The organism is Longimicrobiaceae bacterium (assembly GCA_035936415.1).
In the GTDB taxonomy this organism is placed as follows: Bacteria; Gemmatimonadota; Gemmatimonadetes; order Longimicrobiales; family Longimicrobiaceae; genus JAFAYN01.
Genome location: DASYWD010000487.1, coordinates 1 through 11,692, shown reverse-complemented (window position 1 = coordinate 11,692; position 11,692 = coordinate 1). Strand labels below are relative to the sequence as shown.

15 protein-coding genes are annotated in these 11,692 nt (G+C 73.0%); 3 read left to right on the top strand and 12 right to left on the bottom strand.

Annotation, left to right across the window (positions count from 1 at the left end; genetic code table 11):
• Positions 1 to 406: 406 nt before the first annotated feature.
• On the bottom strand, positions 407 to 811 hold the full coding sequence (locus VGR37_19795) for a hypothetical protein (GenBank protein ID HEV2149653.1): 405 nt from the start codon (positions 809 to 811) through the stop codon (positions 407 to 409).
• 158 nt (positions 812 to 969) lie between these two features.
• On the opposite strand from VGR37_19795, the gene VGR37_19790 reads away from it, so the two are divergent.
• Positions 970 to 1,596, top strand: a complete 627-nt coding sequence (locus VGR37_19790) for a hypothetical protein (GenBank protein HEV2149652.1) — start codon at positions 970 to 972, stop codon at positions 1,594 to 1,596.
• A 35-nt stretch (positions 1,597 to 1,631) separates the two neighbouring features.
• Here VGR37_19790 and VGR37_19785 read toward each other — a convergent pair whose 3' ends face one another.
• The 3 genes from VGR37_19785 to VGR37_19775 all read right to left on the bottom strand — a co-directional run bounded on the left by VGR37_19785 (position 1,632) and on the right by VGR37_19775 (position 3,409).
• A complete protein-coding gene (locus VGR37_19785; GenBank protein HEV2149651.1) occupies positions 1,632 to 2,165 on the bottom strand; it encodes a hypothetical protein in 534 nt (177 codons plus the stop codon).
• Between the two features lie 101 nt (positions 2,166 to 2,266).
• Positions 2,267 to 2,725 (bottom strand): DinB family protein, encoded by a 459-nt coding sequence (locus VGR37_19780; protein ID HEV2149650.1) that lies wholly within the window; start codon positions 2,723 to 2,725, stop codon positions 2,267 to 2,269.
• 27 nt (positions 2,726 to 2,752) lie between these two features.
• Positions 2,753 to 3,409, bottom strand: a complete 657-nt coding sequence (locus VGR37_19775) for an energy transducer TonB (protein ID HEV2149649.1) — start codon at positions 3,407 to 3,409, stop codon at positions 2,753 to 2,755.
• A gap of 214 nt (positions 3,410 to 3,623) precedes the next feature.
• On the opposite strand from VGR37_19775, the gene VGR37_19770 reads away from it, so the two are divergent.
• Together VGR37_19770 and VGR37_19765 are read left to right on the top strand one after the other, a co-directional pair.
• Positions 3,624 to 3,929, top strand: a complete 306-nt coding sequence (locus VGR37_19770) for a hypothetical protein (protein ID HEV2149648.1) — start codon at positions 3,624 to 3,626, stop codon at positions 3,927 to 3,929.
• A gap of 42 nt (positions 3,930 to 3,971) precedes the next feature.
• Entirely contained in the window at positions 3,972 to 4,622 is a 651-nt protein-coding gene (locus VGR37_19765; GenBank protein HEV2149647.1) for a hypothetical protein, read from the top strand.
• Positions 4,623 to 4,653: 31 nt separating this feature from the next.
• Here VGR37_19765 and VGR37_19760 read toward each other — a convergent pair whose 3' ends face one another.
• From VGR37_19760 to VGR37_19725, 8 genes are all read right to left on the bottom strand, one after another.
• A complete protein-coding gene (locus tag VGR37_19760; protein HEV2149646.1) occupies positions 4,654 to 5,067 on the bottom strand; it encodes a VOC family protein in 414 nt (137 codons plus the stop codon).
• Positions 5,068 to 5,135: 68 nt separating this feature from the next.
• Positions 5,136 to 5,747 (bottom strand): TetR/AcrR family transcriptional regulator, encoded by a 612-nt coding sequence (locus VGR37_19755; protein HEV2149645.1) that lies wholly within the window; start codon positions 5,745 to 5,747, stop codon positions 5,136 to 5,138.
• A gap of 99 nt (positions 5,748 to 5,846) precedes the next feature.
• A complete protein-coding gene (locus VGR37_19750; GenBank protein ID HEV2149644.1) occupies positions 5,847 to 6,437 on the bottom strand; it encodes a hypothetical protein in 591 nt (196 codons plus the stop codon).
• A 68-nt stretch (positions 6,438 to 6,505) separates the two neighbouring features.
• On the bottom strand, positions 6,506 to 7,057 hold the full coding sequence (locus VGR37_19745) for an inorganic diphosphatase (GenBank protein ID HEV2149643.1): 552 nt from the start codon (positions 7,055 to 7,057) through the stop codon (positions 6,506 to 6,508).
• 82 nt (positions 7,058 to 7,139) lie between these two features.
• Positions 7,140 to 9,281, bottom strand: a complete 2,142-nt coding sequence (locus tag VGR37_19740) for a S9 family peptidase (protein ID HEV2149642.1) — start codon at positions 9,279 to 9,281, stop codon at positions 7,140 to 7,142.
• Positions 9,282 to 9,319: 38 nt separating this feature from the next.
• Entirely contained in the window at positions 9,320 to 10,006 is a 687-nt protein-coding gene (locus VGR37_19735; protein HEV2149641.1) for a thymidine kinase, read from the bottom strand.
• 143 nt (positions 10,007 to 10,149) lie between these two features.
• On the bottom strand, positions 10,150 to 10,584 hold the full coding sequence (locus VGR37_19730) for a hypothetical protein (protein ID HEV2149640.1): 435 nt from the start codon (positions 10,582 to 10,584) through the stop codon (positions 10,150 to 10,152).
• Positions 10,585 to 10,708: 124 nt separating this feature from the next.
• Positions 10,709 to 11,458 (bottom strand): alpha/beta fold hydrolase, encoded by a 750-nt coding sequence (locus VGR37_19725; GenBank protein HEV2149639.1) that lies wholly within the window; start codon positions 11,456 to 11,458, stop codon positions 10,709 to 10,711.
• Between the last annotated feature and the right edge of the window lie 234 nt (positions 11,459 to 11,692).

Here is an 11,692-nt window from a genome sequence, read left to right as displayed (position 1 = left end):
GCCGCATTCCGCCGCGAGGCGGACGGCGAGGAGCGGGAGGACGGCGCGGGCGTCGTGTCCCTGGACGGCTGGCGCAGGCGCGGCCGGCGGCGGCGGTCGAGGGTGGATGCGCGGCGCGGCCGGGGCGCACGGAGGGGGAGGGCGGCGTAGGGGAGTGCGGGAGTGCGAGAGTGCGCCCCCGCCGGGGAGATCCCGGTGGGGGCGCCGTCTGTAGCTGCAGGCTGTTGCCTGTTCCCTGCGGTTTAGAGCGGGTCCCGCGTGCGTCGGCAGCTCCGGCGGACCCCCTCCCCCGGCCCCTCCCCGCAGGGGGGAGGGGAGCACGACAAAGGGGCTCCTCGACCCTCTCCCCCTTGCGGGGAGAGGGTCGAGGAGCGCCGGGTGAGGGGGTCTTTCCGTCCCCGGGCAGCTAGAAGTTGCGGCGGGTGCGGAGGTCCCAGTCGTAGCCGAACCGCATGTTGTCCTCCAGCGGATCGCGCGGCACCTCCGGGAACGGCCGGTAGCCGCCGCGCGAGGTGTGGGTCCCGCCGATGGTGTTGTAGCGGTGCAGGTAGTCCTGGTTGTCGCCGATCCGGCCGATGCGGTCGCCGCCGTACGGGTTGTAGTTGCGCTCGGTTCCGCGGTACGGGCGGTCGTAGGTGTAGTCCCGGTTGTAGCTGGCGGTCACCCGGTTGGAGTACCCGCCCGGCGCGGCGCGGGGATACGCGAAGTCCTGGTTGCCCCATGCACGGGGCCGGGCGCCCGGCCCGGTGGGCCAGGTCGTCTCGCGGTAGCCCCGGAGGCCGTAGTCGTAGTTGCGGTCGTAGCGTGCCATGGCGTGTCCGTGTGGTTGCAGGTCCCTTCCGGCGCGCGGCGCGGCCCGCGCCTACCGGGGGCCCGAACCCTGCAAGGCGTGTTCCCGCGGCGGGTTAGATGGCCGCGGCGCCGCGTGGGTGGCCGCGGGCGCCCTCGCGTCCAGAACCGGAGGCTCCGTTGGCAAACCTCAACGAACTGTTCCGCGAGTACGAGGCACGGCACTACCCGCCCACGCGGCGGCTGGACCTCCAGGGCGAGGGGCCGGCCACCGCGCGCGACCGCGTGCTCCGCTGGATCCAGATGCATGCGCACGAGCACCCGGGCACGGAGCTGCTGCTGGTGCTGGAGCGGGGGCGGAGGACGGAGGCGGCGCGCAAGAGCCCGGTGCGGCTGGCGGTGGAAGGACTGCTGCGGGAGCTGACGGGGAAGCTGGTGCAGTGGTGGCAGCCCTTCGGGCCGGGGACGATCGCGGTGCGGATCTCCGGCGACCCGGCGATGTTCGCCCCCGCGCCGCCCCCGAAGCAGGCGGTGGGCGACGGGCGCACCCCGGAGACCGCGGGCGCCGCCTACCTCCCGCCCGAAGCGGACATCCCGGACGAGCTGCTCCCCCTGGCCCGCCGCGCCGCGGAGCTGCGGCGCACGCGCGAGGGACAGGCGGTGTCGCTGCTGGAGGTGGTGCTGCGCGGCGTGTGGATCGAGGCGCAGGCGCACGCCATGGACGAGCGTGCCACCTTCGAGGAAGCGCTCCGCCGCATCGTGGCCGACGAGGAGGAGAAGGCGTACGCGGACGACGAGTGGGGGTGATGGGCCTTCGTGGCGACGGCCGCCGCCCGCCGGCGTCAGACGCCGACGGGCTCCGGTACGGGACGCGGCTCCGGGAGCGGCGGCGCGAGCACCCGTTCCGCCGGCTTCGGGGCCGCCCACAGCAGCACCGCCAGGGTGAGCACCCCGAGCACGGTGAGCGGGATCGCGAAGAAGGAGTGGATCGGGATCAGCGGGGCCACGACGGCGAGCACGGCCACGGTCACGCGGATCCCCTCTCGGCGGGATGCGGGATCCGCGCTGCCCAGACCGAGCCCCGCCCGCAGCACCCGGGCTCCGCAGCCGACGACCAGGGCACCCAGGAGCAGGAGCGCGTAGGCGCGGAAGTCGTACGGGAAGGCGGCGCCGTCGTATCCGCGCCCGACGTACAGGCGGGAGAGCACGTCCAGGCAGTGGGCCGTCATCATCACCGTGAGGACCAGCCCGTAGAAGCCCACCCACATCGCGGTGAAGAACCGCCGGCCGCGCACGCCGCGCCGCCAGAGGAGAGCGCCGAGGGCGGGGGTGCCGAGGGCGATTGCGAGCAGCACCGCGATGTCCGGCAGGGGCATGGGAGTGCGTTGGCCCGGGGGTGTGAAGGGGCGCGGCGCCAGCCGTGGCGCCGCGTTGGGAGGATACGGGGAGCCCGGCCGCGGAGTTTCAGCAGGTACGCTCAGACGCCGAACTGCCGCAGGTGGTGTTCCGTGTGCCGGTAGGCCCAGCGCTGCCAGTCGCGCACCGACATCGTCCCGAAGAACCCGTGCGCGGGAACCAGGCTCCCCGGAGCGGCCGCGGCGATCCCCTCCAGCCCCTCGACCGCCCTCGCCAGGTCCTTCGCGAAATCCGTCGGCCGGGTGCCCGCGGCCTTCGGATCGTTGGACGGCGCGGCCCGCCAGCCGTGGGGCCAGGGCACGGGGGCCCACAGCCCGAGCCACCTCACCAGGCGGCGCTGGCGCACGGGCGAGGGAGGATGCTTCGGCCGGGTGCCGAGGACCATGGCCGTGGTGTCGCCCAGGTGACAGAGCATCTCGTGCGCGGTCAGCGTTCCCCAGCGTCGCTCGCTGTCGCTGCGCAGCCTCCCCAGGCGCTCCACCAGCGAGCGCAGCACGCGCGGATCCGCCACGGTCTTCATCGGCGGGACACGAACGTGGTCGCACCCTCAGGGGCCGAACGTGATCGGCATGGTGACCAGCACGGGCACGGAGTGGCCCTCGAACATCCCCGGCCGGAAGCGGAACAGGCCGGCGATTCGCACGGCCTCCGCGTCCACGGCGCTCAGGCCGGACGACCGGAGGATCTCCGCCTGCTCGGCCCGCCCTTCGGTATTTATGAGGAACTTCAGCATCGCGGTCCTTGTCTCTCCCGAGAGCTCCGCGCGGTGCTTTCGGCTGAAGTCATCGATCAACCGGTTGATCGATGACGTGTTGGTTACTTGCGGGGGGCTCTCGGTCGGCCGGGTGAGTACCGCTCTGCTACCCGTCGTGAGCGCGAGCATGATGCCGCGGTCCGCCGTGTCCGCCGGGAGCATGCGGAGGCTCGACCGCACCGCCTCGAGCAGTCCGGGGCGGACCTCCGGGGATACCCGGGACTCCGTCATGACCCCCACCGAATCGGGCTCGCCGGAGTTGGAGAAGTAGACGTTGATCACCGCGCGCTTCCCGGTCGGCAGGGCGGGGAGCGCCCCGAGCTTCGCCACCAGCCCCGCCGAGTCGACGGCCTCAGAGATCCCGAGGGGCCGACGCTCCTGCGCGGCCGCCGTGGTGCCTCCGAGGAGGAGGAGAGCGAGGGCGATGAAGCCCAGCGGATGAGATCGCATTCAGGGATCGAAGGGAGAGGGATACACCGAGAGAGCGCATTCGTCAGAATGCCCGGAGCTCGTACGAAGATGCAGCGGGCCCCGTCGGAACGCCAGGCAGCTGCGAGGGCGGGCGGCCGACGATGCCGGGCTTCCGGCCCACGTCCTGCGTCAGACGCCGACCTCGATCCGCCGACCGGGGCGGACGGATGCACCGAGACCGAGGAGCTGGCAGATGACGTTCACCGAGACCGCTCTCCTGGCCTCCATCGACGAGACGCTCGCGTCGATCAAGGCGGCGCTCGTGGCCGCGGAGGACCCCGAGCAGACCGCGGAGGCGCGCACGGAGCTCGCGGCCAGGGCCGCGGCCGACAGCGCGCGACTGGTGATGGAGGCCGATCCCTCCGACTGGCCCGGAGTCGACCCGGCGATCCTCGACGCCGTCCGGGGCATCGAGCAGCCCGCGCACCAGGGAGACCTGGAGGAGATGCGGAGGCGGCTCGCCCGCGCCCGCGAGATGCTCGGGGGGCCCTCCGCGTGAGCACGGCTCGTGGACGGACCACTTTCGAGAGGAGATGGGCGAATGTCGACGCCTGACCTGCGGGTCGTCGAATCGGCTCCCCTGCCGTACCTGCTCTCGGTCCCGGCCTCGCGCGGGGACGATCCCGCCCCGCTCCCCCTGCTCTGCTTCCTGCACGGGTACGACGAGGCGGCTCCCGTGGAGATCCGCAGCGGGGTGGCCCGCCACGGCCCCCTGCGCCCGGGGAGCTCGGCCCGTGCCCTGGAGGGCTTCATCGTGGTGGCCCCGCAGCTCCCTCGCGCCGGGGACCTCTGGCACCGCCACGCCAAGGACGTCCGCGAGATCGTGGAGCAGCTCCGGGCCGCGCACCCGATGGACCCGGAGCGGATGTACCTGACCGGGTTCAGCTTCGGCGGGAACGGCGTCTTCGACCTGGCGCTGCTGCAGCCCGGGACGTGGGCCGCGCTCTGGCCAGTGGACCCCACGCGGGTCCCGTCGCGGGACCCGGAGCGCCCGGTGTGGCTCTCGGTGGGGGAGATCGCCCGGCGCGGCACGGCCGCCTTCGTCCGGGCGCTGGGGCTGGAGCCGGTGGTCGGGGAGCCCGCGGGCGACCGCCTGTACCTGGACGAGGGGCAGGACCACGTGGGCTCGGCCACCGTCGCCTACCGGGACGACCGGATCTACGACTGGCTGCTCTCCAGGCGGCTCGGATGAGCCGCCGGAGAGAGCCGGGAGCCGGGCCGCCCTACCCGTGCGGCTGCCGCTCGTGGTTGAGCATCCAGTGTACGCCGAAGCGGTCGACGAACATGGCGAAGCGCGCGCCCCAGAAGGCGTCGTGCGGAGCCATGACCTCCTGCCCTCCCTCCGAGAGCGCCGGGTAGAGCGTCTCGACCTCCTCGTCGCTGTCGAGGAAGAAGTTCAGGTGGATGTCGGTGCCCTGCTGGTACGGCGTCCCGGGCATGGTGTCCGAGGCCATCAGCATCGTCGGGCCGCGTACCAGCCGCGCGTGGAGCACCCGCTCCTCGGCGCCCGGAGTCGAATCGAACCCCCCGTCGGCGAAGGTCATGACGTGCAGCTCGCCCCCGAGGCACCGCTGGTAGAAGGTCATGGCCTCGCGGCAGCTCCCGTCGAAGTTGAGGTAGGGCGTGATCTCTCTCATGGCTGGCTCCGGAAGGGGTGAAGGTGGGTACCGCCGACCCGCATGTGTCCCGCTCACTGCGTGCTGCGTCAGCCGGCGAGCGTGTCGAGGTATCCGCACAGCGCCTCGCCCGCCCGCGTCATCAGCGCCTCGTCCTGCGAGTACTTCCCGGTGCCCCAGATCCCCATCTGCGACACTACGATCAGCGCCGCCGCGCCTCCGGGGTCCACGTCCGACCTGACCTTCCCCCGGCGTGCACCGTCGGCGAGCGCCTCCGCGAAGGTGGCCCGCCAGGCGGCGTAGAGCGTCTCGATCCGGGTGCGGAACCCCTCGTCGAGCGGCGACATCTCCTGCGCCAGGTTGTTGAGCGGGCATCCCTGCACCCAGGCGCCGCTCTCGACGTCCTCGCGGATGAACCGGCGGAATGCGTGCTTCAGGTCCGCGACGGGGTCGGCCGAGCCGGTGAGCGGGTCGAGCCAGCGCTGCCGGAGCAGGGGCTCGATGACCTCGTCCACGACCGCGTAGCCGAGGTCCTGCTTCCCGGCGAAGTGGTGGAAGAGGGCGCCCTTGGTGACGCCGGCGGTTTCCACGATGTGGTTCAGGCTGCCGCCCTGGAAGCCGTTGCGGTAGAACTCCACGAAGGCGGCTTCCAGGATCTTCTGCCGGGTGGCGTCGGGGCGGCGGGGGGTGGCTGCGCTCATCATGGTTCACATGATACAGACCGGTCGGTATGTTAGTCAAGGATCTTCTTCTCCTGGTTCGGTGGAGTGCTCTCTAGCAGCCCGCGTCCGTCGCGCGACTCAGGGGCGGACGACGATGTCGGTCACGTCCGGCTGCCGGTTGTACCACCGGGCCAGGCGCTCGATCTCGTTGGGTGGGTCCCGCCTGGACCGGGTGCGCGTCCCATCGAACTCGAACGAGCCGCCCCAGTAGAGGTCGGCCACGATGGGGGCGGGCTTCCCGGTGAGGGTGCGGGGATCGTACGGCCTGCTGCTCTCCAGCCGGATGCGGCGGCGCTCGCCCGGCTGGAGCGGCGCCTGCCCCCTGCCCGCCAGGTACGTGACCCGGCTCCGGGGCCCCTCCTCGTCCCAGGACGTGCGAAAGGCGGCGACCACGCGGTACTCGGTAACCGGCCGCTCGCCGACGTTCTCGAACTCCGCCACCACGGCCGGGGTCGGACCGGGCACCGGCTCGGTCCCGATCAGCTCGACCTCGGGCGCGTTCAGGGAGCCCCGGTCCGCGAGGTCGAAGCCGGTCCGGCGCTTCACCTCGTCCCGGAGCGGACCCTCGTACACCCACCCGGGCATGTAGCCGGCACGCCAGAGGAGGACCGCCCCGAGCATGGGGAGGAAGAGAGCGAAGCCGCGCCAGTACGACTGCCGTCTTCTCATCGTGACTGCCCGGTTCGGGTGTCGGTCGGCCTCCGGCGGGAACAGCCTGCAGGGCGGCACGTCCGGAGCTACGTGCCCGGATCGGTGAGAGCCTCGCGGATCAGCGCTTCGGCGCGGTCGGGACCGGCGCGGCCGATGGGGGAGAACTTCTTCCCCTTGATCTCGTTGTAGGAGATGAAGAAGTGCTCGATCTCGCCCAGCAGGCTCTCCCCAAGCTGATCGAGCGTGCGGACGTGCCGATGGTTGTGCGATTCCGTGGAGACCGCGATCAGGCGGTCGTTGCGGACGGTCTCGCCCTCCTCCGTCTGCTCGGCCTCGATCGCGCCGAGGAGGCGCGCGGGAATGCGGCAGCCCGCGAACGCCGTGTCGTCCAGGAGCAGGAGGACGTCGAGCGGGTCGCCGTCCTCGCCCTTCGTGCCGGGTAGAAAGCCGAAGTCGTAGGGGAAGACCGCGCCCGCCGGGAGCACCCCGCTCAGGCTGAAGAGCCCGGTGGCCTCCTCGTACTTGTACTTGTGCCGGCTCCCCCGGGGCGTCTCCACGATGGCGTTGTAGCTGCCGCTCTCCTCGTCGCGAGGAGGAAGCCGGGAGATCGGGTTCCACACCGGCGGCTGGTCGGGCATTCGGCGCTCCAGGCTCAGGGGCAGCTCTGATCGGGCCCGCTCCGACCGCAAGGAGTGCGCCCCCTGGAACCGGCCCGCCGCCCTACCGCACGTGCCGCTCGAACCACTCCAGGATCCGGAGCATGTGGTCCACCCGGTGCGCCGGCTCGCCCGAGCGCGTCAGCTCGTGCCCTTCGCGCGGGTAGCGCACCATCTCCACCGGCTTCTCAAGCGCCATCAGCGCCCGGTACATCGCGTCCGCCCCGGCCAGCGTGGTGCGGTAGTCCACCTCGCCGTGCAGCATCAGCAGGGGGGTGCGGACGTTCTCCACGTAGGTGATGGGCGACTGTTCGCGCACGATCTGCGGATCCTCCCACGGGCGCACCCCGAACTCCCCCTCGAACAGCTCGAAGGTGTTGGAGGCGCCCCACCAGATCCCCAGGTCGTACACCCCGCGCTGCGCCACCGCGGCGTCGAATCGCTCCGGCGCCTCTTTGGCGATGATCCAGCTCGTCAGGTAGCCGGCGTAGCTCCCGCCGGTGACCGCCTGCCGCTGCGGGTCCGCCAGCCCGCGGGCGAGCACGCTGTCCGCGCCCACGAGCACGTCGCGCGCGGGGGGCGTCCCCCAGTTGCGATGGATGCTCTGCAGCCCCTCGGCGCCGTAGCCGCCCGAGCCGCGCGGGTTGGAGAAGAAGACGGTGTACCCGGCGCCCGCCAGCGTCTGGTACTCCAGCCACATGGTGGCCTCCCCCGGCCCCCACATGGAGTGCGGGCCGCCGTGGATCTCCACCGCCAGCGGCGGGCGCGAGCCCTCCCGGAAGCCCAGGGGGCGGACGATCCACCCCTGGATCCGGCGCCCGTCGAACGAGGGATACCAGATCTCCTCGTAGTCGCCCACGTACACCCGCGCCAGGAGCGAGTCGTTCAGCGCCGTCAGGCGCCGCTCGCGCGACCCATCCGCGCGCGCCGCGTACACGTCGCTGGGGCGCTGCGGGTGCATCTGCGCCCAGGCGACCGTGCCGCCCGCCACGTCGAACGAGGTGACGCCCCGCGGGCCGGACACCACCCGGCGCGGGTCGATCCGGTCCAGGCGGGTGCGGTAGAGCGGCACCGCGCCCTCCGACTGCACTGTGAAGTACAGCCATCCGTCGTCCGTCAGCGCGAACGAGGAGACGCCGCGGTCCAGCGCCGCGGTCACGCTGCGGCGCTCCGTGCCGTCGGCGCGCATCGCCACCAGCTCCGAGTTGACCGCGGTGCGGAACACGGTGTCGTACGGCTGCCGCTGGTACACGATCCAGCGGCCGTCCGCGGAGAAGCGCGGGTTGGTGGCGGTGAAGCGCGGCTCCGCGATCCGGCGCGGCGTCCCCCCGGCGGCGGGGATCACGAACACGTCCGAGTCGTCCTCGAAGTCGGGGTGGCGCCCCTCCGGCGGCTGGGTGGCGGCGTACGCCAGGGAGCGCCCGTCCGGCGACCACGACGGCGCGCCCGCGGGGAAGGCGGTGGCGGTGAGCCGCAGCGGCTTCGCCCCGGGGCGCGCCTCCACCACGTAGAGCTGCGCCCAGCGCTCCTCCGCCAGCGCCGTCTCGCCCAGGTGGTTGCGGCGCGTGACGCGGCGCGGGCCCCCGGGGCCCTCGTTCTCCTCCAGCTTGGCGCGGATGGCCGCCAGCGCGGCGGCGCGGTCGCGATGGATGTTCCGCATGGCGGCGGCGTCCACGCGGGCGCTGTCCCGCCGTGCGCCCGCGTCCCCTGCCAGCTCCTCCGGCGTGAGCGACGAGGTGAAGGCGATGCGGTCGCCCCCCGGCGACCAGGCCGGGTTCGCGGCGCCGGTCTTCAGGTCGGTGAGGGCCCACGCCTCGCCGCCCTCGGCGAGGGGGAGCACCCACACCTGCGCCTTCCCGCCCGCGCGCGCGGAGGTGAAGGCCAGGAACCGCCCGTCCGGCGAGAAGGCGGGGTCGCCGAAGTTGGCGCTCTCGGTCCACGTCAGCCGCCGCGCGCCGGAGCCATCCGCGTTCGCGATCCACAGGTCGCGCTTGTAGCGGTTCTCCGCCGAGTCGGCGCGGGTGACGACGTACGCCACCCGCCGCCCGTCCGGGGACACGGCGACGCCCGAAGCGGTCCGCAGGTGGTACAGGTCCAGCGCGGTGAGCGGGCGCGGCTCCTGGGCCGCGGCGGCGGCCGGGGCGGACGCGGCGAATACGGCGCCCAGGCAGAGCGGCGCCAGGGCGCGGAGGGCGCGCGGGGTCATGTGCGTGGGGTCGGGGTGGACGTCGGCGGCGGGGCCGGTCAGGCGCGGCGGCGCAGGTTCTCCAGCGTGAGAACCACAGCGTCCTCCGGCTCGGCGTACAGCAGGTCCACCAGCGTGGTCTGGTCGCGCGTGGCCGAGGGGACCTCGTGGCAGCGGCGGCAGCGCGCCTCGTAGCTCTCCGCGCCGCCCACCTGGATGGTGGGGGCCTCGTACGGCGCCGGCTCGCCGTCGACCAGCCGCTGGTTGCGGGTGGCCGGGCCGCCGCAGCGCACGCAGATGGCGTGCAGCTTGTCCACCGTCTCGGCGATGGAGAGGATGCGCGCGATGGGCCCGAACGGCTCGCCGCGGAAGTCCATGTCGATCCCCGCCGCGATCACCCGCATCCCCCGGTCGGCCAGGAGCGAGAGCACCTCCACGATCCCCTCGTCGAGGAACTGCACCTCGTCCACCGCGATCACCTGCGTGTCGCGGTGCACCTTCTCCAGCATCTCGGTGCTGGAGCGCACGGGGATCGCCTCGACCCCGGAGCCGTCGTGCGAGCTGATGGTGCGGACCCCGTCGTAGCGGTCGTCCAGCGCGGACTTGAACACCTGGACGCGGCGCCGGGCGATCAGGGCGCGCCGGACGCGGCGGATCAGCTCCTCCGACTTGCCGCTGAACATGCTTCCGGTGACCACCTCGATCCAGCCCTGGCCGTCGCCGTGGTACAGCGCGATGTCTCTCACGGATCGCCTGCGGGGAAACACATGGGGAGGGTCCGGGCGGAGGCGGGCCGCCCGGCTGCGGGACGCAGAATCATACCCCCCGGCGACGGGTCGGACAAGCAGGGGCCGGGGAAACGCATGGCGCCGCCGCGGACGGCGGCGCGTCAGTCGCTGCGGCGCTTGGTCCGGCGCTCCAGCACCACCTCTTCCGCCACGATCATGTAGCGGATCACCCGCTCGCGCGCCTCGGGGAAGGCCTCCTGCCGGTCGCGGAAGCGGTCGTTGGAGACCACGCTGGCGTCCAGCTCGCGCGCGAAGGACAGGAGGAAGTAGTCGGCGTCGGTCCCGGCGGGGGCCTGGCGGATCTTCCCGGCCTCCACCAGCTCCTCGTAGCCGACGGAGTCGTCGATCTGGTGGCGGAGGGAGGCGTCGGCCACCACGATGGGCTCCATCCCCTCCTCGATCAGCTTGCGGCAGACCAGGGCGATGTTCTCCAGGCGGGCCTTCTCCCCCTCGCTGGAGTGGGCCACGTTGGAAGCGTCCACCAGCGCGATGGTGGGCTCGGTGCCGTCGGAGCTCGGGTTCGGTTGGTCGGGCATCGTTCGTCGCGATCCGGTGTTGCCGGCCAGGGACGGCCGGGGGTGGATCTTTTCGCGTGATCCAGCAGTGCACACGCGGTGCCAGACGGCGGAAGGCGCGGCGGCGCGGCGACACGCCGGGACGCTACAGCTTCTCCCGAAGCCACTCCGCGGCGTAGTGTATGGCGGCGGGGGGGAGGTAGTGCCCCGCCGGGTACCACCGCAGCTCCTTGGGCTCGCCGGCCGCAGCGAAGAGCCGCTCCGCCTGGTCGGGGCGCACGGTGCGGTCGTCGCGGCCGTGCACCATGAGCAGGGGCCGCGGCGCCAGCTTCCGCACGGCGCGGAGCGGGTCGGCCACGGTGCGGGCGACCGTGGCGAGCGGCGTCCCGGCCGGGAGGTCGCCCCCCGCGGCCAGCACCACGGCGCGCACCTTCGGCTCGCCGGCCGCCATCCCCACGGCCAGGAACGAGCCCAGGGAGTACCCCGCCACCCCCAGCCGCGCCGCGTCCACCTCCTTCCGCGCGCCCAGGTAGCGCACCGCCAGCCCCGCCTCCTTCAGCGCCGTCCTCCAGAGCCGCACCACCGCCAGCGGGTTCCGCGCCGACTGCGCCTGCAGCGGGTCGCTCCGGTCGCCGTGCAGCGGGAGGTCTACCGCCAGGCTGGCGACCCCCTCCTCCAGCAGCGCGCGGCCCACGTTGTCGGCCATGTGCTCCTTGCGCGACGAGTACCCGTGCAGGAGGAGGACCCCCGGGGCGGGCTCGGCGGCGTCCGGCAGGAGGAGGATCGCGGGGACGGAGTCGCCCCCCTCCTCACGGAAGTCGAGGACGACGCGCCGCCCGCCCTGGACCCGCGTCTCGGAGCGGGTGGTCTGCACGATCCGGATCTTCGTAGCCATACGGCGGCGCGCGGCAAGAACGCTGCCCGCGGCGCCGAAATTCGCTCTCCGCCCCCGCTTGCGGTTTGCCTGAACCCCTGCGGAATGCGGCCCTCCCGCGCCCCGCGGGCTCCTCCTCGCGTTCGGTAAATCTTTGCAGGGCAATAGCTTGCGAAATGCGCCGCGTCGGGCATGGCGCTCGCCCTTGGGGGAGCCGTCGCGGGGCGGGCCGTCCGGCCGCTCCGCGACGGACGC

Bases quoted from the DNA above. Each gene is read 5' to 3' on its own strand.
- VGR37_19795 (HEV2149653.1), bottom strand. From the start codon at position 811: ATGGCACGCTACGACCGCAACTACGACTACGGCCTCCGGGGCTACCGC.
- VGR37_19785 (HEV2149651.1), bottom strand. From the start codon at position 2,165: ATGCCCCTGCCGGACATCGCGGTGCTGCTCGCAATCGCCCTCGGCACC.
- VGR37_19780 (HEV2149650.1), bottom strand. From the start codon at position 2,725: ATGAAGACCGTGGCGGATCCGCGCGTGCTGCGCTCGCTGGTGGAGCGC.
- VGR37_19775 (HEV2149649.1), bottom strand. From the start codon at position 3,409: ATGCGATCTCATCCGCTGGGCTTCATCGCCCTCGCTCTCCTCCTCCTC.
- VGR37_19770 (HEV2149648.1), top strand. From the start codon at position 3,624: ATGACGTTCACCGAGACCGCTCTCCTGGCCTCCATCGACGAGACGCTC.
- VGR37_19765 (HEV2149647.1), top strand. From the start codon at position 3,972: ATGTCGACGCCTGACCTGCGGGTCGTCGAATCGGCTCCCCTGCCGTAC.
- VGR37_19760 (HEV2149646.1), bottom strand. From the start codon at position 5,067: ATGAGAGAGATCACGCCCTACCTCAACTTCGACGGGAGCTGCCGCGAG.
- VGR37_19755 (HEV2149645.1), bottom strand. From the start codon at position 5,747: ATGAGCGCAGCCACCCCCCGCCGCCCCGACGCCACCCGGCAGAAGATC.
- VGR37_19750 (HEV2149644.1), bottom strand. From the start codon at position 6,437: ATGAGAAGACGGCAGTCGTACTGGCGCGGCTTCGCTCTCTTCCTCCCC.
- VGR37_19745 (HEV2149643.1), bottom strand. From the start codon at position 7,057: ATGCCCGACCAGCCGCCGGTGTGGAACCCGATCTCCCGGCTTCCTCCT.
- VGR37_19740 (HEV2149642.1), bottom strand. From the start codon at position 9,281: ATGACCCCGCGCGCCCTCCGCGCCCTGGCGCCGCTCTGCCTGGGCGCC.
- VGR37_19730 (HEV2149640.1), bottom strand. From the start codon at position 10,584: ATGCCCGACCAACCGAACCCGAGCTCCGACGGCACCGAGCCCACCATC.
- VGR37_19725 (HEV2149639.1), bottom strand. From the start codon at position 11,458: ATGGCTACGAAGATCCGGATCGTGCAGACCACCCGCTCCGAGACGCGG.